We start from the raw sequence: 25207 nt of genomic DNA, 5'->3' as shown, positions 1-25207 counted from the left end.
TGCAGTGTATAAAAGCTTTCCTGCCATTTATTTCATCCGCATAGCAAAGACACCCTTCCAGTCTGCCGGAGGTGGAGAACTGCGATAATGAGCTATTCTGTCTAAGAAAACTTTTGCAGGTTGATCGTTATATTTTTCTACACATTCCATAAAATACTTTTCTGCGGTCTTCCATTTGCGTTGTCGATAATAGTCAAGTCCTGTTTCAAAAAGCTTTTTTAAATCATAAATTTTATCGCTGGTATTTTTTTTGGTTTCTTGCAAAACTTCAAAAATACGCACAACTTCTGTTTTCCCTTTTACTGTTATATAATCAAGTTCACGGCAAATAAATGCATTGTTCAAATTGTTGTAGACGGCTTCAGAAATAATAGTCTTTGATCCATATTGTTTATTTGCACCTTCAAGCCGTGCTGCCAAATTAACCGTATCGCCAATGGAAGTGAAATCTTTTCTTGTTTCGGAACCGACAGGGCCGAATATAACATAACCCGTATTTATACCGATACCGAGTGAAATTGTTTCTCTTCCTACTTTCATAGCTGCTTGGTGTTCACGATAAAGCGCTTCCCGTATTTCCATCGCTGCCTTACAAGCATTTATCTCTTTTCTTGGACCTGCAAAAAAAGCCATCATTTCGTCCCCGACATACTTATCAACATCACCACCGTTATCAAAAATAATTTTAGTTTCGATGTTAAGATAGCGATTTAACATCGATATAACCTCTCTTGCCGGCAATTTTTCACAAAGTTTCGTAAAGCCTCTAATATCGGTAAAAAGGAAACAAAGATTCCGCGAGATACTTTTTGAACCGACATCTTTTTCTGCATTTCGAAGGGTATGGAACGAAATATATGGAAGCATACCACGCACAAGCGTAATAATATTTTTTATTTCCTTCGAAAGTGTTTTTATTTCATCGCGTGTTTTCAGATTATCTTCAAATACAAGTCTGTTTGCCTCAATCTTTGCATTACCCGAAAATATTTCGTTTAATATATTGGTCGTCTTTCTAATATTTACGCAAAGCTGAATAATAGGCTCGGCAATAAAATCGGCAAGGAAAAGCGTAATGATAATTGCAGCGTATGCAAAAACTGCTGCAAGTGCAAAGATAAATACTTTTGCTTGAAAATACGGACGCTCCAGTATTTCTTTCATATATGTTACAACGGCGAAACCAACCAGCCTTTGACCGTCTTTGCGCGAAAAGGTTATAGGATATATATATATGCAGGAACCCTTTTCCGGTTTATAAATAGGCTGACTTCGAGTGAGTGTATTTTGAAAATGTTGTATGTAAAGAGCAGCTTCTTCCGCAGTAATGCGTTTTTCTTCTGCCGGTATATTACGCACCGCCCCCTGCTCCGTTGTATACGAGAATACATTGAAATCGGGAAGTACTGTAGTGTCATTAATCTTATCAAGAAACACCGGCTCGTTACTGTCTGTTGTAATAATATCTACACGGCGATGCGGAAATGGAGAAGATGCATTTGTCTTTTTTATGCCTTCAAGAAAGGCGCTTATTTTTGCATGAAGCCCATCTGAAAAATCATAAATGGCCGCAACCTGTTCGGCTTGATTCTTACCGGTTGTATTGACATTTTGCGTTAAAAGCAATTTGTAGTTCTTTAAATCCGTATAAATAAAGACAGAAATATTAACAATAATTGTAACAAGAATCACCGCTGCAATTTTATTTTTTAGATGCGTTTTCTTGTCAGGATCTTTTACTCGCCCGATCAAGTTTTGGATTTGTTCTTTTATATTTATATTGAATCTTTTCCCTTCCGGTTGTTCGGCTACTATTGTTCCCGATTTAGTGCTTACCTGTGGTTTATTCAGTTTATCCGTTTTTTCATCTTCCAAAATCAGCTGCTTGTATTCAGAGTACGCCTCATTATTTGCTTTTATCAAAGGAATCCCGCGACTGATTAAAAAGACATGAAAAATAAAAGCAGTAAAAAAAGCAGCGTATACTAAAATACTTAACCCCTGAAACCAGCGTATAGTGTTGGCAAATGTCATCATCCCCGAAATAGCAGCTGCAAGATAAAATGTTACTGCAACAAAAGCAGAAATAATAACGATATTCTGTGTTATTTTTTTATTAAAGATAGAAGTTAAAATAATGAGAAATGCTACGGGCAATAAAAAAAAGGAGAAACAGCTTATATAAAAAAAATGTAAATTCCTTTGAACTAACCCTGAGAATAGAACCGTAAACGGGTACAAGAGCTGCGGAGTTTGCTCATAATTGAGCAGATCCATTTTATCCATGCCGAACGGCATAAACATCAATGCAGCCAAAATAACAAGGGAAACAATTTGCAGCATATAAGGGAATTTTGCTGTCTGTGTATGTACTGTTTCTAACTTTTCATCTTCGATTTCGCTCATCACAATGTCCTATATTTTTAGAATAGCTTATAACCTGAAGGAACGTCTTTCAACGACCTGCCGATATATTAATGATTACCTATAGTGTATATTCTCGGTATTTTTTGTCAAGTGAACGTCCTGCGTGCCATGATAAACGCATTAGGCGATTTTTTTTAACAGCCCCGCAAAATAATTAGGACTGTTCGACCAGAGTTGAACCACTTCGCTGTTCAAATGGTCTCACAGCCCCAATTATTTTGCGCTTTTGCTCTACTTTGCCTAATATGTTTACCTGTTTCATCTGCTAAAAAAATGTGCGAAATTTTGAATAAAATTTCACACAAAAGGAAGGCAACCGCTTAAATTATTTCTGGTACGGTTGCCTTAATTAGGAATCACGGCAGCTGCAGCATTATACAGGCGCCTGTGTCTTGAGTATTTACGGCACTGATTGAACCGCCGAGCGCATGCACAATGCTTGCCGCTATCGACAATCCAAGTCCCGCACCGCCTGCACCTCTCGTATGTGCGGCATCTCCGCGGTAAAAGCGCTCAAATATATGTAGCAGTATATCTTGCGCAATTCCCGGACCGTTATCCGAAATCGAAATAATATATGCGCCTTCCGATGCAGGCGCATCAGGAAGGCGCTCTGCTTCTAAAAGCGGCTGTACCGAAAGTTCGATATGAGTATATTCTCCGGCAAATTTTACGCTGTTGGAAATTATAATAGTGCATACTTGATGGAGCAGCGCTTCATCCGTATACACGGTTGGCACCCCAATACTTTCGGTAAAGCTCACATTCGGTGCGTAGCTTTGTGTACTGTCGATAAGCCGCGTAAAAAATTCGGCAACGGGAACAGGCGTTTTATGAATCCGTATATGCCCGTTTTCAAGCCGGGTCATTTGCAGCAAATTTTCGATAATAGCTTCCATCGAATGTGCTTCGCGGATCAGTGCCGAAAGCGATTTTTCCAAACGGTCGGGATCGTGCTTTCCCCAACGACGCAGCAGATTGGCATGACCGAGAATTACGGCAAGCGGTGTTTTTAACTCGTGCGACACATCAGCTGTAAACCGGCGCTCCCGTTCAAAATCGGTTTGCAGGCGAGAAAGCAAATCGTTCAATGTTTTTTGCAAGGACATCAAAGTCGTCGTCCTTATCCGTAACGGGAAGCCGGTCGGTTAAATTGGAGCCGCTGATGTTCTTTGCCGCATCGGTCATAGCACGAACGCTTCGCATTGTACGTTTTGTCATAAAAAACACCGCGATGTACGAAAGCAGCAGCAACGGGACGGTAACCACGGCGAGAATGCTCGGTATGCCGGAAATAATGGACTCCGCCGTATCGGAATCCATATTCAACGCCGTCTGTATAACGTAAGCCTCCCCCGCATGAACGGATACTGCATAGTAGAGAATATTTAAATCGCCGTCGATAAAGTATTGCTTTGCCGTATACCGTTCTGCACGGCGGGGTGTTACCGGCAGCATCGGTAAAAAAGGGTCGTTCGTTGCAATCACTTCCTGCGTGCCGCTCTGATACACGGAAAACGTAATATAATACGGAAGCTCCGCATCAATTTCTTGTACGCGGCCGTTCTTCAGTGCTTCGGCAATAATTCGAGCGGCGGAAATAAGTTCGCGGTTTTGCTGCTGCCTAACGCCGGAACGAAGCAGCACAATAATACCGGCGGAAAAAAGGGCAATCATCACGGCAAACAAAAGAGAGAAGCGCAGTGAAAGCTGCCGTACCGTCGATATGCGGAGCTGCCGTACCGGTGAATCAGATGCTTGCATTGCCGGTGTCCCGTATAACATAGCCGACGCCGCGTACCGTAGAGATGTATTCCTCACCGGTTTTGTCATCGATTTTTGCACGCAAATATCGCACATACACATCGACCGAATTTTCATCGATGTAATGATCTGCACCCCATACCGTATTGATGATGGTATCGCGGCTTAAAACGGTGTTCTTGTGTTCAAGCAATGTCTTCAACAAAAGGTATTCGGTTTTCGACAACATAACCCGTTCTTTGTTTACCGTTACTTCCATACTGTTCGGATTAAGTTCGATACCGCGCAGTTTTAACGGCGTTATTCCCTGTGCATTATTCCGGCGCATCACAGCCCTCATCCGCGCAAGCAGCTCTTCAATCTCAAACGGTTTTGCAAGATAGTCATCCGCCCCGGAATCAAGACCGCTCACCTTATCGAATGTATCCCCCCGCGCGGTGAGCATAATAACCGGCGTATTCGACGTTTTTCTGATTCGCCGCAACACTTCAAGTCCGTTCAGCTGGGGAAGCATAATGTCGAGCAGCACAAGATCCGGCTCATTCTTTTCAAAAATATCCAAAGCGGTTCTGCCGTCTGCAGCGTAGAGAATATCATATCCTTCATGCTCAAGTTCAAGCTGTAAGAATTCGGCAATGCCCGAATCATCTTCAACGATTAATACCCGTGCCATCAATCTTTTTCCTCAAAACGAACATATTCATAATGGTGATGATTATGCATTTCTTCGTGCATTTCCTTAGGAGGTTTCTGCGGCGGAATATTTAAAAATCTAAATTTATATTCTTTGTTGCATTCCATATCATCAAAGTGTGAAAGATAGAGCGGAATATGATTAAAGCTTTTCGCTTCCGGTAAATCAAGATGAAACGGACGATTTGGCGTATCTTTTCCCGCAGATAAAAAAGAGTCCCGAATCAATATTTTTATTTTATCACCTGCTTTGTTAAAAGCAATTAGCGCATCGGCAGGTAAAAACTGACCGTTTATGCTGATATGTTTTTTTTGGAGTGTACGCGGATCGGCAGGCATATTGAATTTAATCTCTATTTCGATAATGCCGGCTTGCTCGATTTCGGTTTCTATTTTTGTAACATAAAAAAGGCCGTCGGCATTTGCCATCCGCATACCGCGGTACGAAAATGCATGTTTAGCGTCCTTCGGTTTATCTGCAAAAAGTGCACTGTGCATAATAAGAAAGATACATACCGATATGATAGAGACACTCAATGTCTTACGGGTAGTCATAACCGTATCATACCGTATTCTTTCCGTTTTGTGTCAAAATTCCCGATTAAAATATTTTAATCTTTTTCCAATGCAGGCTTCATGATACGGCAAGCCCAATACGGTATAGTCGTGCACAGACGGTGTGAAAACTTAAACAACCGTACTTTGTTTTTTTAGGAGTATACAAATGAACAAACAAATGGTGAAAAAGGCTGCGGCATTCGGTATCGTTGCGGTATTAGCGGTGGGAGCCGTTTTTGCAAAACCGCATCAGTCGAATTCAAAAGATTGGAAACATCATAATGATGCCGGAGCCGCGGAACGTCCGATGCCGCATAACGGTAAAGGCGGCGAGTTTAACGAACGCCAAATGCAACCTGACGGCAAAAGCGGAGAGTTCAACCGGCGCCCGATGATGAACGATGCCGCTGCACAAACGGGAAATTCGGTTATGGGTAAATGGATTGCCCGCGATGAAAATAAGGCAGTCAAGGTCGAGTTTGACCGCGACGGCAGCATGGAAATCGAATGGCTGCAAGGCTTTACTTCATCGACGGAGTGGGAAGGTTTCTGGACTGCTACCGATACCGAAGTTACCTTTACCGTAAGAAGTAAAGAAACCGAAACATGGACAAACGGCTCTAAAAAGGAAATCCGTGAAAGCATGAACGCAGTGTGGAAGCTCCAGTACACCCGCAATGACGATAATACGCTCACACTGACCGGCAGCGACTTACCCAAAGAGCTGGCAAACCTTACCTTGTCTCGGCAGGGTCGCTAAGCTGTATCAAAACGCAGGGTAAACGCATCAGATGCTTGTTTACTATTCCCGCAGAAAAAGTGGAGCTGTTCAACCGGAATTGAACCTCTTTGCGGTTCAAATGGTCTCACACCCCCACTTTTTCTGCCATTTCTCTTTATTCGTGCGGAGGCTTTAATACCCCGACGCTCGCGTCGGGGTTGTTGATTGGTCTGATACACTTGCCCAGCTCCTGAAAATCAGTCAATACCAACCATCACGGAAGTAGCTTTGATAACAGCCAGAGCAGCCTCGCCCTCTTTCAAGCCGAGTTCCTCTACAGCGTTGTTGGAAATGGTGGCGGAGATGGTACAACTGCCCAGCGCACTGATGCGTACGATGGAATTGACGGCACCCTTTTCTACTCCCAGTACCTTGCCGGGAAATTGGTTGCGGGCGCTCAGGGGCAGATGTTCACCACGGCCGACCATAACCTCCGTGGCTTTGATGACAGCGTAGGCCTTTTTGCCCGGTGCCAATCCCAGCTCCCGTATGGCATTCATAGAGATCGTTGCGGACACGGGCGTTCCGTTGACATCAATCGTAACAATGCCGTTGACGGCTCCCTCGGCCACCTTAGTTACGGTACCGGGGAACTGATTTCTTGCGCTTAGTTTCATTTAGAACCTCCAAATTATCGAATGATCGAAAATTAGTCTAATTTAGGCGTTTCATAATTCAAAATCATCTGCGCCTGCTGATCGCTGAGTTCATAGTAGAAGAACGTGTGATAGAAGTTTTTCAGTTCCTGCGCAATGTCAAAATCTTCAAACAACTCCGGATACAGCAGCTTTGCACACCACTGGGGCTGCAGTGCAGACTCCACGCCATAACGATCCCATGCGAAAACTCCCTTGGGATTGGAATACACCCGTCCGTTCTTCACCGCTTTAAGATTTGCCCATGCAGGATCGGACATAACCTGCTCCACCTGTTTCTTGGGTTTTCCGGTAATCAGAACATCGGGATCCCACTGCAGCACCTGCTCCATAGAAATGGTTTGCAGATTACCTGTCATCCCTTCGGCAGCTGCGTTGATACCGCCGGCATATTTGATCCACTCATCGATGATGGTGTTGGCGCCGTCGAAATTCAGCTCATAGATAGAATTGCCGTGCGCTACCGTTGTGCGGTTTTCTTCGGGGATATCTCCTACGCGTTTTGCAACCCAGTCCAGCCGCTCTTTAAGATAAGCCGTATAACGGTTAGCAATATCAACAGCTTCTCCTCCGAAAACTTCGGCGGTAAGCTGTACGGATCGTATCATCTCGTTATATGTTTTGAACGAACAGTTGATAAAGGGAATGCCGACCGCGGTGAACATCTCACGGTATTTTTCGTTGGAACCGAACACTACATCGGGCTTGGCAGCTATAATCTCTTCCAGATTCATATCTGCGGAGAAGTTAGTCGAAACAGCCTTGTAGAAATTCGGACATACGATATACATCCACGGCTGCGAATTCTTGTTGACACAGGTAACCAGCATACCCTCAGCCTTATTCAGCATCAGATCAACAGCGTTGTGGGCGAACCAGCTCTCTACATACGTGTTGACCTGAGCGGGGATCGTAACCTCAGTTCCGGACATATCCACAACAGTACGAGTGGCAGGAGTCTCTTTTTTAGCGGTACACGCCGTAAACAGCATCAATGCCATCATCACGGATAACAGCAATGCGAGCATCTTTTTCATCATTTTCCTCCTCAATAATTCCCTGATACAGGTAAACTGAATCTACAGAAAACCTCTAACAACAGTCAAGGTTTTCTTCTATATAAATCAGACTGAAAAACAGTCCGGTTCATAACAGCGGAACGCAGCTTCGAATCTTTTCTCCGGCCTCCGTAACTGTTGTGGTGATCCGAACCTCTACGCCATAAGCTTTGCGCAGGTTTTCTTCAGTAACGATTTCGTCAACGGTTCCTTCCAGCACCTGCTTGTCTTTTGTCAGCAAAATAACCCTATGGCAGCACAAAAAGGCATGATCAGGATTGTGAGTTGTCATCAAAACTCCTAAGCCGGAGGCGGTGAGCTTTTTAATACTCTGCAATACATGAATCTGATTGCCGAAGTCCAGATTGGCAGTAGGCTCATCCATAACCAATAGACTGGAGTTTTGCGCCAATGCACGGGCAATGAGAACCATCTGCCGCTCGCCGCCGGAAATCTGGGTATACGTTTTTTCCCGCAGGTAGGAAATCTCCAGCATGTTCAGAACCTGATCGGCGATGCGGTATTCTTCAAATCCCGGAGCCTCGAAGGGACGCAGGTGCGCGGCACGCCCCATAACCACAACATCCGGCACGGAGTAGGGAAAGGGAGGCTCATGGCTTTGCGGAACATACCCCACGCATTTGGCAAAGTCTCTTGCGCGTATTCGGTCTCTGGGAACCCCATCCAGCAACACTTCTCCATCCAGCAATTTTAAAAATCCCAATACCGAACGAAAAACCGTAGTCTTTCCAATTCCGTTCGGGCCGAGAATGCACACAATTTCTCCTTGCCGAAGGGTCAGCGATACATCTTTCAGAATCGGCGTTGTCCCGTAACCGCAGGTAACATGTTTGAGCGTCAATTCCATTATGCAGCTCCTCTTCTTTTATAGAGAATAAAGATAAAGAACGGCGCCCCTAAAAGCGACGTCAGCACACCGAGCGGAATCTCATAGGCCATAAGCGACCTGCAAAAATTATCGATAATCAGCATGAAAAGTCCGCCGGTCAGCAATGACAGGGGAATCAATGTTTTATTGTTCGGCCCCACCAAAAAACGTACCAGATGAGGAATCATCAGCCCCACCCAGCCGATTGTACCTGCAACGGAAACAACCGCCGCCGTGAGTAAGGTCGCGCAGATAATGCAAACCACGCGCACGGCGCCTACATTAACGCCCATCGCTTTTGCTTCATCCTCTCCAAAGGATAAAACATTCAGCTTCCATCTCAGTGTAACGATCGGTACAATCCCGACGGCAAACGGAATAATAAAAAACAGTAAATCGCGATAGCTCACTTTAGCGATGCTGCCCATAAGCCAGTAGGTCATCTCCGGCAGTTGAGATTCCGTATCGGCAAGGTATTTGATGATGGATACCACTGCTTGAAACAGGGTGTTGACGGTCATACCGCACAGCACCAAAAGCAGGATCATATTACTGCCTCGGCCTATAGCCTTGCTGAGAAAATAGGACAGCGTAACCGCTATAATGCCCGTTGCGAAAGCTCCCGCTTGAATCATAGCAGAACTTTGATTCATCAGCATCATAAAACACGCGCCGACACTCGCGCCGGCCGAGGCTCCCAGAATATCCGGAGAAACCATCGGGTTACGAAACAGACCTTGATACGTCGCGCCGGCCGCCGCCAGAGCAGCCCCCACCAGAATAGCCGCACAGATACGCGGCATCCGCACCAGCCAAACAACCGTATCCTCCGCCGTTCCCCATTTTGAAAATTCACCGGCGCCGTTTTTGATCCCGTCCCCGATACTTTGTAACACTCGTGCAGGACTAATCGAGTACCGTCCGATACAAAACGAAGCAATGAACACCAAAGTCAACAGCGCAATCACCGCAATAAAGGCAATCAGCCCTTTTCGCTTGGATTGTTTGTATTCGCGGAGGAAACGTTCGTCTTCCGTATGGCTCACGCTCCCGGCTTTTTCGGGAATACGCGAGCCGATATCAAGATGTACAGTCTCCGTCCGGTTTTGGCTGTCCATATTCTCTCCTTTCGTTTGCCTCACGACAAAAGTTTTCAAGCAGCATTATTTAAGCCGTATTGGGTATCTTTATCCTAATGATGCGAAACAAGAGTAATACCTATTTACGCGCCCTGCGTCTTCCGCATATCCTGAATAACCATTTGAGGTACCGTATTGCCGTTAAAGGTATTCCGGCTTAGTGTGAATACGGCATCGATATTGTCGCCGATCTTAAATTCAACATTCAATTTATCCGCTGCCTGCCAATACACCGCTGTCCATTTATATGTTCCGCAATCGAACGTAAGACGCAAATGCTGCGGTTGGGTTTTCCCCATAATTGAGGCGGCGGTTAGTTTGATTCCTTTAGCGGCAAATTGCAGCGCCGGAAACCCTTCGCCGTAGGGTTCAAAGGTGTCGAGCACGGTTAAAAGATCAGGCGTTAAATAATCATGAGGGAGTTCCGCATCGATGGAAAGCGGAGGATTTTCGGAGTTTTCGTCAAATTCGATAGCCGCGGTAAATTCCTGAACTTTCTTTAAAAACGGCGCAAGTTTTTCCTGCATTAAGCTGAATCCTGCCGCAAATGAATGTCCGCCATAGTCGAGGAAAAAAATCGGGATATGCTTCCGGCAAAGAAAGCACCCGATAGCCGCGGGCGGAACGAAGCGAACCGACTGCGGTTCCGTCTTCCATAAGACAGATAACCATACTCGGCACGTTAAACTTATCCGCAAGCCTATTTGAAAGAATACCGGTAATGCCGCGGTGGATTTTATCGCTTACGACAACGGTAAGCTTTTCGCGGTATTTTGCAAGACTTTCCCGCGCAATCGGTTCGGCAATTGCCCAGCCGGTCTTTCCGAGTTCTTTCCGCTCCTCGTTCATTGCAATAACTGCATCTGCAAGTTCATTGCGTACCGCTGCGTTTTGCTCAAGGAAGAGCCGGATCGCCGTTTCCGGTTTACCCATCCGTCCGGTTGCATTGATAACGGGCGTAATATTCCACGCAATATCGTTGGTTCCGATGTGCTTACCGATAAGCCCCTGTTTTATCATCAATTCGGAAAGACCGGCACGCGGCGCGGCATTGATAGCTGCTAAGCCTTGCTTTACCAATATCCGGTTTTCTCCGGTCAGCTGCATCAAGTCTGCAAGCAGCGAAAGCGCAACGAGCTGTAATTCACGCTTTTCTTTTTCACCGTACATATTATGCGCTTGTTGAACAAGCGTAATAAAGATATTGAAAAAGCCGTCGAGTTCGGACATCGGCGTGTCGTTGTACTTGCCAATCCGCGATAAATTCTTTAACCGCAAAAGGCTTAACTCGGCAAGCTGAGGCGCAATCTTTGCGCATTCAAGTCTAAAATCACTCACATAAAACTCAACCGACTTACCGAACACTTTTTCCAGCTGCTTGAGCTGCAACTCTTTATCCCAGACAAAAATCTGCTGCCCCTGCAAAAATCTGCCGAGCCGAGTATCTGAAAACGGAACCATACCGGGGATAATCGTTTCGGTGATTCGAGCCGTTTCAACTAAATTGACCGTATGGATAGCTTCCACTGCGAATGCATCGTTGACGGGGCGGACATTTAACAGGCAAATCTGCTGTTTATAAATGTCGAGAAGTCCGAAGCGCAGGGCAGTAACAACCTTCCACGCCGTAGCGCATCCGGAAAGATGTTCGTTGGGATACCCTGAGTCCGGCACCTTACAGTTAATGATTACTGCGGCATCGGGAAGCGTATCCTGCGGGGTGTGATGATCGATGACGATAACATCAATTCCTTTCTCCGCAGCGTAGGCGACTTCTTGAATATTGGAAATACCGCAGTCTACGGTAATGATGAGGGTACCGCCGTCGGTTTCATGCGCATCCACTGCGTCGCAGGAAAGTCCGTACGGTTCGTCGCCGGTGGGAATACGCCATGTCGTCGGGATGCCTAAATCGGTAAGCGCTTCGTAGAGCACGGTAACGGCGGTGATCCCGTCCACATCGCGGTCTCCAAAAATAAGTACCCGCTCACCTTCTTCCTTTGCATCGAGGATCCGGTCAACGGCATCCTCCATATTTACAAAAAGAAAGGGATTATGCACATAGCGCAGATCGTTTTCAAGGTGAAAAAACGCCTCGCTCCCTTCGGCAATGCCGCGCCGCAGCAAAATCGATGCAACAAGCGGAGTGCAGCCGTATTGCTGCGCCATGGAGCGGACAACACTCGGGTCTATATCTTTTTTTTCCCAATTCACTGTATGGTACCGGCTGCGCGGCTATAAGTCGGCCGCAGAAATTTCTTTAAATACCAGCGGACGCATTTGCGGCTTCTCCGCTGCATACCGTATCGCTGTTTTGATCATATCGGAAGCAGCCGGAAGGCACTCCGCATCCTTACCGTACACGTCCATGATGAGGTCGCCTTTTTTTACGGCATCGCCTGCGTGCTTATGCAGAATCATACCGGCATCAGGACACACCGCATCGGTGGTTTTATTACGGCCGACCCCAAGATTGACTCCGGCAATACCGATTTTGAACGCATCGATATCCACGATAAAGCCGTCTTGCTCCGCCCTAATGCGGCAAGCGTGCGGGCTGCGACGCTTGCCGCATTCGGCAACAAACTGCTGCGCATTGCCGCCTTGCAACGTAATGTTTTCTAAAAACAGCTCAAGCGCTTTGCCGCTGCGAAGCGCCTCTTGCGCTTTTTGAATTCCTTCTTCCTTGGTTCCGGCTTTACCGCCAAGTATGAGCATCCAACTTGCAAGTTGTAAGGTTAAGTCGGTTACATCCTGCGGTCCTGTGCCTTTCAGAACATTGTAGGTTTCTTCCATTTCCAAGAAGTTACCGACTGCATTTCCTAAGGGTTCATACATATTGGTTATCATCGCGATAACTTTTTTACCCATCGCGGTGCCGGTACCGACAAGGCTCTTTGCGAGCGCTTCAGCTTCGGGCAGCGTTTTCATAAAGGCGCCGCTTCCGCATTTGACATCGAATACCAGCGCTTCGGCGCCTTCGGCAACCTTCTTGGAGAGAATACTCGCCGTAATGAGCGGCACCGATTCGACGGTTGCGGTAACATCGCGTAAGGCATAAATCAGCCGGTCGGCAGGGACAATCTCTTTTGTCTGCCCCGTCATTGCAAAACCGGTTTTTTTAATATAATTTCGGAATTGTTCAACGGAAAGGCCGGTCTTATATCCGGTAATCGATTCAAGTTTATCGAGCGTACCACCGGTGTGCCCGAGTGCGCGACCGCTCATCATCGGAACCTTCACCCCGCAGGCAGCTACGATAGGTGCAAGCGGCAGAGAAAGCTTATCTCCGACACCGCCGGTGGAGTGTTTATCGACAAAGGGGCCTTCAATCCCCGACAAGTCCATGACTGCCCCGGAATGCAGCATTACATCGGTAAGAACGGCGGTTTCATCAAATGTCATACCGTTAAAGTAAACCGCCATCAGCCATGCGGCCATTTGATAGTCGGGAATCTCTCCGGCCACATATCCATTCACTAAAAAGGCAATTTCTTCCCGAGAGAGCGTTCCTGCGCCGGTTTCTCTAAACCCGCGCTTTTTCATAATGATATCAACTGCACGCATGTTTTTCTTCCTTACATAAAAAGGTACCGGAATCGATAAACACCGGAATATTCGCTATACAGCACAGGGCTTTTCCAAAAGGAGGTTACTTTCGGAATCGCTCCGTGTATCTTTAGGGCATCTCTAAAAACTCGGTTAGATTTGCTTCGCATCCTTTGAAATAGAGATGCCCGACGATTTTTAATTGAATGCTTTTCGCCACGCGGCGGGATTGCCCGGGCCAACCCATTTATTGAGGGCAAAACCGTTCCGTAAACTTAACGTAATAAATTTCTTTGCGCGAAGAGCGGCTTCATAGGGTTCAAGCCCGAAGCCTAAACCCGCAGTAATTGCAGCGGCAACGGTACAACCGCACCCGTGAGTCCATTCGGTTTTAATCAGCTCAGCTTCGAGATATTGGAAATCCTTACCATCGTAGAAAACATCGATGGAGGTCTCCGCATCTTTCAATTTTGAGCCGCCTTTGATGAACACATACGGTGCTCCCATATCATAAATCCGTTTTGCGGCATCTTTAATTTCTTCTAACGTTGAAGGCGTATCAACATGGGCAATCTGACCGGCCTCAAACACATTCGGCGTAATAATCTTTGCAAGCGGCAACAGTTTTTTAATCAACAACTCATTGATTTCGGGATTAAGCGGCAAATTTCCGCCTTTACAGATCATCACCGGATCAAGAACGTAGTTTTCTACCTTATATTTACCGAGATACTCGGCAGCCAGTTCGATTGCATAAGGGGTTGCCAACATTCCCGTTTTTGCCGCATCAACGCCGACGCCGGTAAAAATGGTTTCGAGCTGTGCACGCAACGAATCTTCGCCGATCGGGAACACTTCATGGCTCCAATCTTTGTGGGGATTCATGGTAGCAACCAAAGTAATCGCTGCCATACCATATCCACCGTACTCCTGAAATGTTTTTAAATCTGCCTCAAGCCCTGCTCCTCCTGATGCGTCGGAACCGGCAATCGTCGCTAATTTTACCATTTTATACTCCTCAATTATGAAAATATCTACGAGTGAGAACTATATCACATTTACCCGTTAAGTCAAGATCGTTGCGAGGCTGGGATTCTGGGCTCAGAGCACAGAGTTGCTTTTTACTGCCTGTTAGCCTATAATAATAAATACCACATTATGCCGATCCGATGTACCGCACTCCCACCGCACCAACCGCATTATCCCAAAGCGCAACTCCCAGCTTTTAAAAATAGCCTTTTGCAAAGAGGCGGTGTAGATGCTAGGAGTGTCCAGAAAGGTTTTACGATATGTCGTTGCTGCGAAAAAATTAATCCTCAACGTATCAAAACTGCCAAGGATGGCAGTGGTTTTATACAGGAGCGAGATTTGTGTTATGCACAAATCTCGTCGTTAAGCAGTTGTACACGGATGTACAACCGCTTAACAGTCTATTTCAAAAGGCTTACGGAAAGGTTTTACAGTATATGCCGCTTCTGCAAATACTCAACGTATCGGAACGAACAAGGATGTTTTTCGCTGCCCCGTTGAACTTACAATGAGGATTGCTCTGTTGACAAGTTAGTCGGTGTTGGGTTGCTTTTTCAAAACATCACTGTTTTTCTTTTTTCGATTCATTAATAAAAATGAGATTATTACCGGCAATATCGGCGCCGATAGAGCATATAGTAATTCAGCCGAAGCTAAAATTGTTTTTCCGTAGATCAAAATCGATAAGGCGGATACCGCATATAAAACGAAATGTTTTAAAATAATTTTACCGGTTCCTGTCATTGCACAAATAAAGGTTGCCACCAACGGCGCAATAAATTGTCCTAATACCTTGATATTTACTTCGGTTTGATCGATGTCCGCTTTTGCTGCAAAGGCAAATAGTATCGAAATAATAGTATAGCCGAAAAAAGAGATACATGTTGCTGCAAAGGAGTCAATAACGGCAGTTAGATATTTGGGTACTCGATAGTTTTCCGGACATAATTTTCTATGTACCAGCAGACTGAATACCAATGTTTGAAGAACAATTTCCGGCATACCAATTAAATGAAACCATAGCGGAAGTTTTGTATAGATTATTCCTTCGATTGATGCAGGTGAAGCAGCGGGAGTATTAATAATTCCAAACACCAGAAAAACCGACCAAAGCAAGAGCCAACCGTTTTTATCGGCTTTTAGAAATTGACGAAAAGGTAATAATACCAGACCGAATAGCAATCCACGAATAATTTGTATTAAAGGCCCTAAATAAACCGTTTGTGATTCAGTCGGTTTAAAATAATCGGCTATTATCGGCAGAGCGAATAATTGTTTATAATTAAAAACGCTCGATGCAATAATTCCGGCAATAAAATAAGTGATAACATGAAATGCCGTTACGGAAAGAATAAAAGGTATGATTTTTTCAGAATCGGATTTTTTCATCAGCCCCCCCCCCCCCAACACACATTTAAATTCATTCATTATATTTTAGTTAATCAACCTAACACCACACTTTGTCTGCCTTGCGAAGCAATGTCAGGTTGAAGTGGTGGTTGGATGATCTTTTTATTAGCACGTTGCGAGATTTGTGTTATGCACGAATCTCGTCGTTAAGCAGTTGTACACGGATGTACAACTGCTTAACAGTCTATTTCAAAAGGCTTACGGAAAGTTTTTTCAAAACCGTAGGGTAAACACATCAGATAGAATCGGTAAGAACGCAGAATAAATAAGCTGTGAGACCATTTGAGCCGCATAGCGGCGAAATTCTGGTTGAACAGCTTATTTATTCTGCGGGGTATTCAAAAAGTGTCTGATGTGTTTACCCTACCAATAGTCGCTATTTTGCGATGCGCGATGCGGCGCTGATAGTGCGGTGATGTTCTTCCCATGGAGAGGCAACACGGTTTACATCGGAAACGACGAGGAAGCACTGGGTTGCCTTGCCGAACCAGTCTTTATTGGTTGCATCTTTGCGGAGTACATACTGGCATTTTTTCCCATCGGTAGAGAACGAGCGGCATCCGTTTACCGGCTTGCCTGTTGCATCGATCATTGAACCTGAATCGCGATAGTATTCTTCTCCCGGTACGTCAAAATAGAAGTATGCGTTTTTAACCCGAGAATCGTTAACCGAAAAGATAATCTCTATTGTATCGGCGTCACGAGAGACGGAGCGAATAACCGGCATTGCCAGCGCTTGCTGTTCATTCTCCGCTTTTGCAGAGGGGACAATAAACGAAGTCTTTTTTGATTTCTCCTTTACTGTTTTACCCGCCGCACCTGTTACTGCTTGTCCGCCGATACCGGTTACATTTAATTCTTTTTCAAACGGCTTTTGTCCTGCAAGGGTAACCGATGCAAACCACTTTCCAAGAGCAGCTGCTCCTTCGCCTTCACCTGCAGCAAGATGCTTCAGCGTCAATAATTTATCTTTTTTATTGATCTCCAACAGCCCTTTCGCATTTTTCTCGTCAAGGCTCCACATATCAGCAGGGGACGCAAAAAACGCTTCATGGAAATCTTGAGCGGTAAGGTCTCCTTTATATTTTGCGAACATAGTAACAAACATTTTTCCGGCGCCTTTGTGCTGTTTAGAAACAAAAGAGGCATCAGCCTGTTCAATCATCCATAAAATATCCGTAATTTGAGCAGCGGCAATATGGGCAGCCGATCCTTTTGTTTCGGCTTTTTTGTTTTCCGACTGTTTTGCAGGAGCCGCTTTAGCGGCAGTGTTTTGTTTGTCAGATGCCGTTTTAGCGGTTTCTTTTTTGGCTACCTCTGCAGTCGTGCCTTTTTTCTGTGTTTTTTCCCCAACAGCTTTGGATTTTGATGTTTTTTGTTCTGTTTGTCCCTGTTTGGAAGACTTCGGTTGAGTGTTTTTTGCAGCCGATGCACCGGGTACATTTGACTTTGCTGGTTTCTGCTGCGCCGAACCCTGTTTAGCAGGCTTTGTCTGAGTATTTTTCACTTGAGAAGCTGTTTTGCTTTTAGCAGCGCTTCCCGATTGAGCTGTCGTCTTTCGAGGTGTTACCTTCTGAGCGGGCACTTGCGTTGACGTAGGCGTTTTTGCTTCAGCTTTTTGAGACTCGTTTTTTTTAGGTTCGACCTTTTCTGAATTGGAAAGCATAGCCGTAGTAGCCGAGTTTTGCATTGTTTCGGATTTGTTTTCAGTCTGTGCTGCCTGTGTATCCGAGGCAGAGGCTTTTGCAGTTTCTACGGGTGTCGGTTCGGGTTTTTTATCCTCCGGAGCAGTTTTACAACCCGCAGCAATTATTACTAAGCCGAATAAGATAAACGGTATCAATGATTTTTTCATTCGAAATCCTCCTCAGCGGTAAGGCGTATAAAAAACAAATAGTCTTATGAGATATATCGGTAATTATACCAAAAAGTCTAAGAAAATGCCAGAAGGAATCCCAGCCTCGCTCTGCGCCCATTTCTACTTGAAATATATGGGTTATCTGCTGCGTTGCTGCCAAAAACAGCCGGATACGTTTGCCATGCTTATCTTGGATACTAATCTTGACATATTCAAAGAAAATTCGATATACTTATGACCTATAACTTTATTTTATGTGCATTAAGAAAAGTGTACTGGAGGAGAATAGTTGGCGGAGAATAAAGGTTTGCGGATTAATGAACAGATCCGTGTCCGCGAGGTTCGTTTAATTGATGATGCAGGGGAGCAAAAGGGCATTGTTTCCACCCTTGAAGCTCTTAGGATGGCTCAAGACGTTAATCTTGACCTCGTTGAAGTGGCTCCGCAAGCGGATCCTCCCGTTTGCAAGATCTTAGACTATGGAAAGTATCGTTTTGAATTGGAAAAAAAGCTCCGTGATTCCAAGAAAAAACAGAAGCTGCAAGTTCTCAAAGAAATTCGTATGCAGCCTAAGATAAATGACCATGATCTATCTTTTAAAGCACGGCATATACAGGATTTTCTTGATGACGGCGATAAAGTAAAAGTAACAATCCGCTTTCGGGGGCGGGAGTTAGCCCATACCGAGCTGGGGCTGGACGTATTAAATAACGTACTGGCAAAACTCGGCGGAGATTTAACGGTAGAAAAACCTCCGGCAATGGAAGGGCGCACCATGTCAATGACATTAGCGCCTAAATCAAAGAAATAATTTACGAGGTGTACTATGCCTAAGATGAAGAGTAAGAGTGCCGCAGCAAAACGTTTTAAGCTTACCGGCAGCGGTAAAGTGAAGTACAAGCAAATGAATTTGCGTCATATTTTGACCAAGAAATCCCCGCAACGCAAACGCGATTTGCGCAAAGCCGGAATTTTAGCCGAAGCTGACAGCAAAAAAGTAAGAAAGCAGCTGCTTCCTTACGGCACCAATTAATTTTTGATTATTTAGGAGAATACAATGCCGAGATCGTTATGTTCAAATAAACGCATCCACAGACGCAAGAAGATTTTAAAGTTAGCAAAGGGATTCCGCGGACGCAGAGGTACGAACTATAAAGCTGCAAAAGACGCTGTTGTAAAAGCGCTTACTCATAGCTTTGAAGCACGCCGCGACCGCAAAGGCGATATGCGCCGCTTGTGGATCAGCAGAATAAATGCCGCTGTTCGTGCGGAAGGAATGAGCTATTCACGTTTTATCAATGGAATGGCAAAAGCGGGTATCACTTTAAACCGCAAAGCCTTATCCAATATGGCTATCGAAGATCCGGTCGCTTTTAAAAGCGTTGTCGAACAGTCAAAAAAAGCATTAGGAGCCTAACGTATGTTAAACCTCGATCAAATTAAACAGCTTGAAGCAAGAGTCTCAAAAGCGATTGAGCTGATGCAGACACTCAAAGATGAGAACGATTTATTAAAACTTGAACTGCACGATCGCCAAAAACGAATCGAAGAGTTGGAGAATATAGTACTTGTCTTTAAAAACGACCAAGCTAAGATCGAGGAAGGCATCATCAATGCGCTCAATCACTTGAGCGCATTTGAAGATACCGTGTATCAAGCGGCGAATTCCACCGCGACATCTGCCATATATGGAACGGCCCCGGCAGCAAACGAATCTTCGATAAGTGACGCTGCGGAAACACAGACAGAACCATCAGCGCCTGTTGTTACGGAACAACCGGACCCCATAGCGGATGAACCAACGGAGACTCAGGCTCCCGTTTCCACACCTGAAACAACAGTACAGTCGGCTCCGCAAGAATCTGTAAATCATTCCAATCAACTGGATATTTTTTAACGATGGCCGAACGCAAAGGGCGGTTGCAAATCGATCTGTTAGGTACGTCATTTGCGCTTGCGGCAGACCAACCCGCTGAATATTTACAGGCCATCTATAATCATTATAAAAAAGTCGTGTCGGAAGTTCAGCAAACATCCGGCGTGAACGATTCTTTGCGTGTTGCGATTATCGCCGGTATTCTGCTTTCGGATGAATTGAGCAAAGAACGGCTTAATCCGCAAGGAACACTTCCGCAAGACGAAACAGAGGTTTTAATTGAGCAGTCGGCACGAAAAATGATCGAAGATATCGATTCGATTATCTACTCGCTTGCTCCGTCAAACGATGCTCAAGCATGACCATCTTTGTCGATGCGGACTCCTGTCCGGTGCGTATCCGCGAAATTATTTGTAAAACGGCAAAGCGACTGCAAGTTAAAGCTGTCTTTGCCGCTAACCGTCTTATTCCTATTCCGAAAAATTCTTATTGTACCTCGATTATAACCGAAGCCGAAGATCAAGCAGCGGATATGTACATCCTTGCCCATGCTGTGCAAGGGGATATGGTTGTTACCCGTGATATTCCGCTTGCAAAACAACTTGTCGATGTGCATATCAGGGTTATTAACGACCGCGGTATTGTATACACGCCTGAAAATATCGGAGAACGTTTATCTATTCGGAATTTTATGTATGAATTATCGGTAAACGGACTTGCTCCCCAACGGACAAAAGCGTTCGGCAAGAAAGAAATTATGGAATTTGCTCAAGCGCTTGACCGTGAGACGCAGCGGCTTCTGAAAAATGTTCCTTGATGGCTTTAATTCTCGGTATAATTTCCAAAAAAGCATCGGTAATTTCGGGGTCGAATTTTACACCGCGCAGCCGCCGTATCTCTTCCAAAACTTTATCATCAGTCCATTCTTCTTTATAAATCCGTTTGCAGGAAAGCGCATCGTAGACATCTGCAAGTGAGGTAATACGGGCGCCAAGCGGAATTTCTTCACCAATAAGCCCCTGTGCAGCAGTGTGCGTACGGTTGTATTTTACTATTGCGCCGGTCTCTTCAGCGATATGCCCGGGATAACCGGTTCCATCCCAGTTTTCATGGTGCCGCAAGGCAATATCCCGCGACATAGTATCAACCGCCGAATTTCCCGACAAAAATAATTTTGCTCCGCGCCATGTATGGCTCTGCATAATTTGATATTCTTCCGGTGTGAGTTTACTGGGCTTTTTAAGTATCAAATCCGAAATTCCGATCTTTCCGACGTCATGCAGCATAGCAGCGATTTTAAGTGCATCTCGGAATTTTTCTCGTTCATGCCGGTTGATATTATGGTTAAACGCCCAGCGGTCATAAATTTCTACTGCATAGTTAGCAACCCGATGTACATGTAACCCCGTCTCCCGCGGATCATGCAGCTCAGCCATTTGCACCATACGAAGAATCATCTCGCGAGTTAACGATGCGTGCATAAGCGTTGCGGCAGCATTTGCTGCAAAATGAGAGAGAAACATTTCGTCGTCGGAAGTAAAGGCGCAGATATGGCCATGTACGTCTAGCGCATTGATCATTTGCAGGACGCCCAATACATTGCCGGAAATCGCAATTAACGGCATCGTCAACGTCGATACTGTTTTATAGCCTGTCGCAACATCGCTGACCGTACCGAATTTATACTGTTTATCGGGAGAAATAGCATAGACATTCGGTTCATTGATCAACTGTCTGGTCATCGCAGCCGAACCTGCAATAGTCGTGTTATTGATTGGAAACGAAAAAACATGAAACGGAAGCTTTTCTCCCGGCTTTAATCGCTTTTGTAGCGTTTCGTTTTGGGCATAATGAATAACCAGATGATTCCCATCTACCAGATAAATGGAACCTGCGTCAGCATTTAAAGCCTGCCGTGCCTCAGTTAATATCCTTTCCAATAAAATATCTTTATCGCGAATACTGTATAACCGGGATGTCGTTTGCATAATGTCAAACAGAATTTCTTCCCGTGTCCTCACTGCCGACATCGTATCCATAACATTTCCTTTCCATTTATAAATTAATAATATAGAGATTCTGATAATATCATCTAAAATACGATGTGACAATACGGACGGACACCCTGTAACATTCGTAAAATTATGATACACTGAAAGGAACTCTAAGCGATGTTTCGATGGTTTAGAGAAATCCACTATTTCCGCTCAGGAGGAACAATTATGACTATAGAAAACATTCAACCCAAAGAAGTATTCCATTGGTTTGCCGAAATATCGGCTGTACCGCGCGGTTCACACAACGAAAAAGCCATCAGCGATTTTTTGGTGCATTTTGCAAAAGAACGTTCACTTGAAGTGTATCAGGATGAGGCGCTCAACGTCATTATCAAAAAGCCCGGGACGGCAGGATATGAAAAATCCCCGACGGTGATATTGCAGGGTCACATGGATATGGTCTGCGAGAAAACGGCGGATTCTAATCACGATTTTTTGAAAGACCCGATCAAGTTGATTGTAGACGGCGACAATCTCCACGCCGACCGCACAACGCTCGGCGGAGACGACGGCATCGCGGTCGCGTATGCGTTGGCAATTCTTGATTCCAAGTCGCTTGCACATCCGCCGCTTGAGGTCTTAGTTACCACAACCGAAGAAGTCGGCATGGACGGTGCGCGAGCGTTAAAAGCCGACCATTTGCAGGGGAGGATTCTGTTCAATGTCGATTCCGAAGAGGAAGGCGTCTTTTTAGTCAGCTGTGCAGGCGGCGCCAATACCCATATCGATTTTAAGATTGAAACGGAACCGTTGAAGGGACAGGCGCTCTCCGTCAAAGTCGACGGGCTACTCGGCGGGCATTCCGGTATGGAGATTATCAAGCAGCGTGCAAACGCCATCAAACTGCTGGGGCGGATTTTGTCCGCAGTAAAGGCGGAGCAGACTGTGCATATCGTGTCCATTTCAGGCGGCTCGAAGCATAATGCCATTGCAAAAGAAGCGCAGGCAATTATCACCGTCGAGGATGCCGCCCGCGCACAAGCAGCCATCGCAAAACTTGCCGAAGCAATCAAAGCGGAATACCGCGTTGCCGACAAAGATATCCGCATCACAGCCGAAGCGGCGACGGCTCTGCCTAAGATGATGTATAACGGCACGGTCAGCGGCGGCATCATAGACTTTATGACAATGGTTCCCGACGGGGTGCAATACATGAGTATGGATATCCCCGGATTGGTACAAACCAGCTTGAATAACGGTATCCTCGCCGTCGACGGAGAAACCTTGACATTTACGATTTCGGTGCGCAGCTCGGTGAAGAGCGAACTGGATGAAATTGTGCAGGTGCTGCAGCTCTGCGCGGAGCGTACCGGCGGCGTCTTTAACAAGGTGTCGGAGTACCCCGCGTGGGAGTATTCACCGCAGTCTCGCGCCCGGGATGTTGCCGTAAAAACATACAAAGACCTTACCGGAAAAGAGCCGATTGTGTCCGCCGTTCACGCAGGGCTGGAGTGCGGTCTTATCAAAAAGACCATCCCCGACATTGACGCCGTCAGCTTCGGTCCGAATTTATACGATGTCCATACCCCAAATGAGCATTTGAGTATTTCCTCAGCCGAGCGGATGTGGAAATTTATCGTTAAACTGCTGGAAAATATGCGGTAAGAAATATAATCCAATGGAATCAACAACCCCGATGCGGATCGTCGGGGTTAAATTTTCCGCACGAATAAATTATTAATTGGGACATTCTAAAAACCTACCGATCGACAACTCTTTATAACGCTCTCTTACTTATTATTCATTTTTTAAGTTTATTAAAAATATTTATAAATAGATAAAAAAATAATTATATACTTGCGAGCACCGACAATATATGATACGATATTCAAAGATTATTAATTGGAGGTTCTATTTGTATGGAAGCGTTTTTACAAAATCTTACTAATTTAGTTGGCAGCATAAACAGCTTTGTATGGGGTCCGTATTTCCTCATTCCCCTGCTCTGCGGAACAGGGTTGTTTTTCACCCTTCGACTCAAAGGCGTACAATTTTCAAAGTTCGGCGCCGGATGGCGCAGACTTTTCAGTAATTTTTCATTAAAAGGAGAAAAAGCGGGAAAGCATGGGATGAGTTCTTTTCAAGCTGTCGCAACCGCTATTGCCGCACAGGTAGGAACCGGTAACCTAGTCGGTGCAATGACTGCGCTGATTATGGGTGGCCCGGGAGCAATCTTTTGGATGTGGCTTGCCGCATTGGCAGGTATGGCAACAAACTTTGCCGAGGCTTGTATCGCACAAGTTTACAAAACAAAAGATAATTCAGGACAGACAGTCGGCGGCCCTGCATATTACATTTCCCGCGGATTAGGAAATACGGGCTTTGCAAAATTCCTTGCGGCGTTCTTTTCCATCGCAATTATCCTCGCGCTCGGATTTATGGGTAATATGGTTCAAGCGAACTCAATTTCCGATGCGTTTTTAAATGCATTCTCCGTCCCCACATGGATAACAGGAGTTATCCTTGCCGTTATTGCCGGTATCATTTTTATGGGAGGTGTAAAGCGTATCGCTTCCGTTACCGAAAAGGTTGTTCCGTTGATGGCGATTGTTTATATTATTGTCGGAATCATCGTTATTTTGATGAATGCGTCCAATATTCCGGCAATGTTCGCGATGATCTTTAAAGGGGCATTTAACCCGAGATCTGTTTGGGGCGGAGCTTTAGGTTTCGGTATGGGACGTGCAGCCCGTTACGGTATTGCACGCGGTCTTTTCTCCAATGAAGCAGGTATGGGTTCAACGCCGCATGCGCATGCAGTTGCAACCGTAGACAGCCCCGTTGAACAGGGTGTATTGGGAATTGTCGCCGTCTTTATCGACACCTTCGTTGTTTTGAATATTACCGTTTTTACCGTACTCAGCGCAGGAATTATCAAGTTTGAAAACGGGCAGCCGGTAATGAAAGGTATTCAGCTGGTTCAAGAGGCGTTTTCACAGCATCTTTTCGGGCACACTTTCGGTTACCTTTTTATTGCAATCTGTTTATTCTTTTTTGCATTCTCCACGATTATCGGTTGGTATTATTTTGGCGAAACCAATATCCGGTATCTGTTCGGCTCAAAAGGCTTAGTACCATATCAACTGTTGGTCGTAGTATTTATCTTTTTAGGCAGCTTGCTGAAAATCGATTTAGTATGGGAATTGGTAGACTTCTTTAACGGTATTATGGTTATCCCGAACCTTATCAGCTTATTGTTGTTGAGCGGTACCGTTGCGGCTGTCTTGCATGATTATAATGCGGGTAAACCGTATGACGTCAATAATTATATCAGAAAGTAACTGAATTTTAAAACGCACCAATCCGCCGATTAGTCTTTGCTCGGATTAGTCGGCGCGATTCATCCGTATCTACCAAAAACAGCTCTCTTAAAATAACCTGTCAAAAAACACCTTGCAAAAACCACCGATAAACAATATCATTATAAACCAATGTTCAATGTATGAACCGCATAGGAGTAATG

At 45.2% G+C, this 25207-nt stretch carries 23 protein-coding genes and 1 pseudogene; 9 read left to right on the top strand and 15 right to left on the bottom strand.

Features of this window, described 5'->3' with window-relative positions; translation table 11 throughout:
- Window positions 1–27: 27 nt before the first annotated feature.
- The 5 genes from GWP40_RS01950 to GWP40_RS01935 all read right to left on the bottom strand — a co-directional run bounded on the left by GWP40_RS01950 (window position 28) and on the right by GWP40_RS01935 (window position 5439).
- Window positions 28–2406 carry an adenylate/guanylate cyclase domain-containing protein gene (locus GWP40_RS01950; RefSeq protein ID WP_230974540.1) on the bottom strand — a complete coding sequence of 793 codons (2379 nt, stop codon included), beginning with the start codon at window positions 2404–2406 and terminating at the stop codon, window positions 28–30.
- Between the two features lie 377 nt (window positions 2407–2783).
- Complete coding sequence (locus GWP40_RS12555) at window positions 2784–3536, bottom strand: sensor histidine kinase (protein ID WP_230974539.1); 753 nt, start codon at window positions 3534–3536, stop codon at window positions 2784–2786.
- Window positions 3481–4212 (bottom strand): HAMP domain-containing protein, encoded by a 732-nt coding sequence (locus tag GWP40_RS12550; RefSeq protein WP_230974538.1) that lies wholly within the window; start codon window positions 4210–4212, stop codon window positions 3481–3483. The genes GWP40_RS12555 and GWP40_RS12550 overlap by 56 nt, the downstream gene beginning before the upstream one ends.
- A complete protein-coding gene (locus tag GWP40_RS01940) occupies window positions 4178–4864 on the bottom strand; it encodes a response regulator transcription factor (RefSeq protein WP_212565830.1) in 687 nt (228 codons plus the stop codon). The genes GWP40_RS12550 and GWP40_RS01940 overlap by 35 nt, the downstream gene beginning before the upstream one ends.
- On the bottom strand, window positions 4864–5439 hold the full coding sequence (locus GWP40_RS01935; RefSeq protein WP_212565829.1) for a hypothetical protein: 576 nt from the start codon (window positions 5437–5439) through the stop codon (window positions 4864–4866). Before GWP40_RS01935 ends, GWP40_RS01940 begins: the two co-directional genes overlap by 1 nt.
- Before the next feature lie 169 nt (window positions 5440–5608).
- Between GWP40_RS01935 and GWP40_RS01930 the strand changes: the two genes are divergently transcribed.
- The gene (locus tag GWP40_RS01930) at window positions 5609–6202 is read left to right on the top strand and encodes a hypothetical protein (RefSeq protein WP_212565828.1); all 594 of its coding nucleotides are present in this window, start codon (window positions 5609–5611) and stop codon (window positions 6200–6202) included.
- Window positions 6203–6420: 218 nt separating this feature from the next.
- On the opposite strand, the gene GWP40_RS01925 is transcribed toward GWP40_RS01930, so the two are convergent.
- The 9 genes and pseudogenes from GWP40_RS01925 to GWP40_RS12545 form a co-directional block, all read right to left on the bottom strand.
- Window positions 6421–6840 (bottom strand): TOBE domain-containing protein, encoded by a 420-nt coding sequence (locus GWP40_RS01925; RefSeq protein WP_212565827.1) that lies wholly within the window; start codon window positions 6838–6840, stop codon window positions 6421–6423.
- A 32-nt stretch (window positions 6841–6872) separates the two neighbouring features.
- Window positions 6873–7919, bottom strand: coding sequence for an ABC transporter substrate-binding protein (locus tag GWP40_RS01920; protein ID WP_212565826.1), 1047 nt, complete (start codon window positions 7917–7919; stop codon window positions 6873–6875).
- Window positions 7920–8025: 106 nt separating this feature from the next.
- Complete coding sequence (locus tag GWP40_RS01915) at window positions 8026–8805, bottom strand: ABC transporter ATP-binding protein (protein WP_212565825.1); 780 nt, start codon at window positions 8803–8805, stop codon at window positions 8026–8028.
- Complete coding sequence (locus tag GWP40_RS01910; RefSeq protein WP_212565824.1) at window positions 8805–9944, bottom strand: FecCD family ABC transporter permease; 1140 nt, start codon at window positions 9942–9944, stop codon at window positions 8805–8807. The genes GWP40_RS01915 and GWP40_RS01910 overlap by 1 nt, the downstream gene beginning before the upstream one ends.
- A 104-nt stretch (window positions 9945–10048) precedes the next feature.
- Window positions 10049–12179: pseudogene (gene recJ, locus GWP40_RS01905) on the bottom strand (single-stranded-DNA-specific exonuclease RecJ).
- A 21-nt stretch (window positions 12180–12200) separates the two neighbouring features.
- The gene (locus tag GWP40_RS01900; RefSeq protein ID WP_212565823.1) at window positions 12201–13532 is read right to left on the bottom strand and encodes a thymidine phosphorylase; all 1332 of its coding nucleotides are present in this window, start codon (window positions 13530–13532) and stop codon (window positions 12201–12203) included.
- Between the two features lie 180 nt (window positions 13533–13712).
- Window positions 13713–14522, bottom strand: coding sequence for a bifunctional hydroxymethylpyrimidine kinase/phosphomethylpyrimidine kinase (gene thiD, locus GWP40_RS01895; protein ID WP_016522524.1), 810 nt, complete (start codon window positions 14520–14522; stop codon window positions 13713–13715).
- Window positions 14523–15074: 552 nt separating this feature from the next.
- The gene (locus GWP40_RS01890; RefSeq protein ID WP_212565822.1) at window positions 15075–15932 is read right to left on the bottom strand and encodes a hypothetical protein; all 858 of its coding nucleotides are present in this window, start codon (window positions 15930–15932) and stop codon (window positions 15075–15077) included.
- A gap of 397 nt (window positions 15933–16329) precedes the next feature.
- Window positions 16330–17808 (bottom strand): hypothetical protein, encoded by a 1479-nt coding sequence (locus GWP40_RS12545; RefSeq protein ID WP_230974537.1) that lies wholly within the window; start codon window positions 17806–17808, stop codon window positions 16330–16332.
- 292 nt (window positions 17809–18100) lie between these two features.
- Between GWP40_RS12545 and infC the strand changes: the two genes are divergently transcribed.
- The 6 genes from infC to GWP40_RS01855 are packed head-to-tail and all read left to right on the top strand — an operon-like array spanning window position 18101 to window position 20504.
- Window positions 18101–18622 (top strand): translation initiation factor IF-3, encoded by a 522-nt coding sequence (gene infC, locus GWP40_RS01880; protein WP_016522923.1) that lies wholly within the window; start codon window positions 18101–18103, stop codon window positions 18620–18622.
- 15 nt (window positions 18623–18637) lie between these two features.
- On the top strand, window positions 18638–18844 hold the full coding sequence (gene rpmI / locus GWP40_RS01875) for a 50S ribosomal protein L35 (protein WP_212565821.1): 207 nt from the start codon (window positions 18638–18640) through the stop codon (window positions 18842–18844).
- Window positions 18845–18868: 24 nt separating this feature from the next.
- Window positions 18869–19228: a 50S ribosomal protein L20 gene (rplT, locus tag GWP40_RS01870; RefSeq protein WP_016522921.1), complete on the top strand. Its 360-nt coding sequence runs from the start codon at window positions 18869–18871 to the stop codon at window positions 19226–19228.
- Window positions 19229–19231: 3 nt separating this feature from the next.
- A complete protein-coding gene (locus tag GWP40_RS13540) occupies window positions 19232–19708 on the top strand; it encodes a cell division protein ZapB (RefSeq protein ID WP_212565820.1) in 477 nt (158 codons plus the stop codon).
- 2 nt (window positions 19709–19710) lie between these two features.
- Window positions 19711–20049 carry a cell division protein ZapA gene (locus GWP40_RS01860; protein ID WP_212565819.1) on the top strand — a complete coding sequence of 113 codons (339 nt, stop codon included), beginning with the start codon at window positions 19711–19713 and terminating at the stop codon, window positions 20047–20049.
- A complete protein-coding gene (locus GWP40_RS01855) occupies window positions 20046–20504 on the top strand; it encodes a YaiI/YqxD family protein (protein WP_212565818.1) in 459 nt (152 codons plus the stop codon). The genes GWP40_RS01860 and GWP40_RS01855 overlap by 4 nt, the downstream gene beginning before the upstream one ends.
- On the opposite strand, the gene GWP40_RS01850 is transcribed toward GWP40_RS01855, so the two are convergent.
- Entirely contained in the window at window positions 20443–21726 is a 1284-nt protein-coding gene (locus tag GWP40_RS01850; protein ID WP_212565817.1) for a GAF and HD-GYP domain-containing protein, read from the bottom strand. The two genes, GWP40_RS01855 and GWP40_RS01850, sit on opposite strands and share 62 nt — an antisense overlap.
- A 180-nt stretch (window positions 21727–21906) precedes the next feature.
- Between GWP40_RS01850 and GWP40_RS01845 the strand changes: the two genes are divergently transcribed.
- Both GWP40_RS01845 and GWP40_RS01840 read left to right on the top strand, forming a co-directional pair.
- Window positions 21907–23349 carry an aminoacyl-histidine dipeptidase gene (locus GWP40_RS01845; protein WP_212566507.1) on the top strand — a complete coding sequence of 481 codons (1443 nt, stop codon included), beginning with the start codon at window positions 21907–21909 and terminating at the stop codon, window positions 23347–23349.
- A gap of 254 nt (window positions 23350–23603) precedes the next feature.
- On the top strand, window positions 23604–25025 hold the full coding sequence (locus GWP40_RS01840; protein ID WP_212565816.1) for an alanine/glycine:cation symporter family protein: 1422 nt from the start codon (window positions 23604–23606) through the stop codon (window positions 25023–25025).
- Window positions 25026–25207: the final 182 nt, after the last annotated feature.

This window comes from Treponema vincentii, from assembly GCF_018336815.1.
Classification (GTDB): Bacteria; Spirochaetota; Spirochaetia; order Treponematales; family Treponemataceae; genus Treponema.
This window is presented reverse-complemented; position numbering and strand designations above follow the sequence as displayed.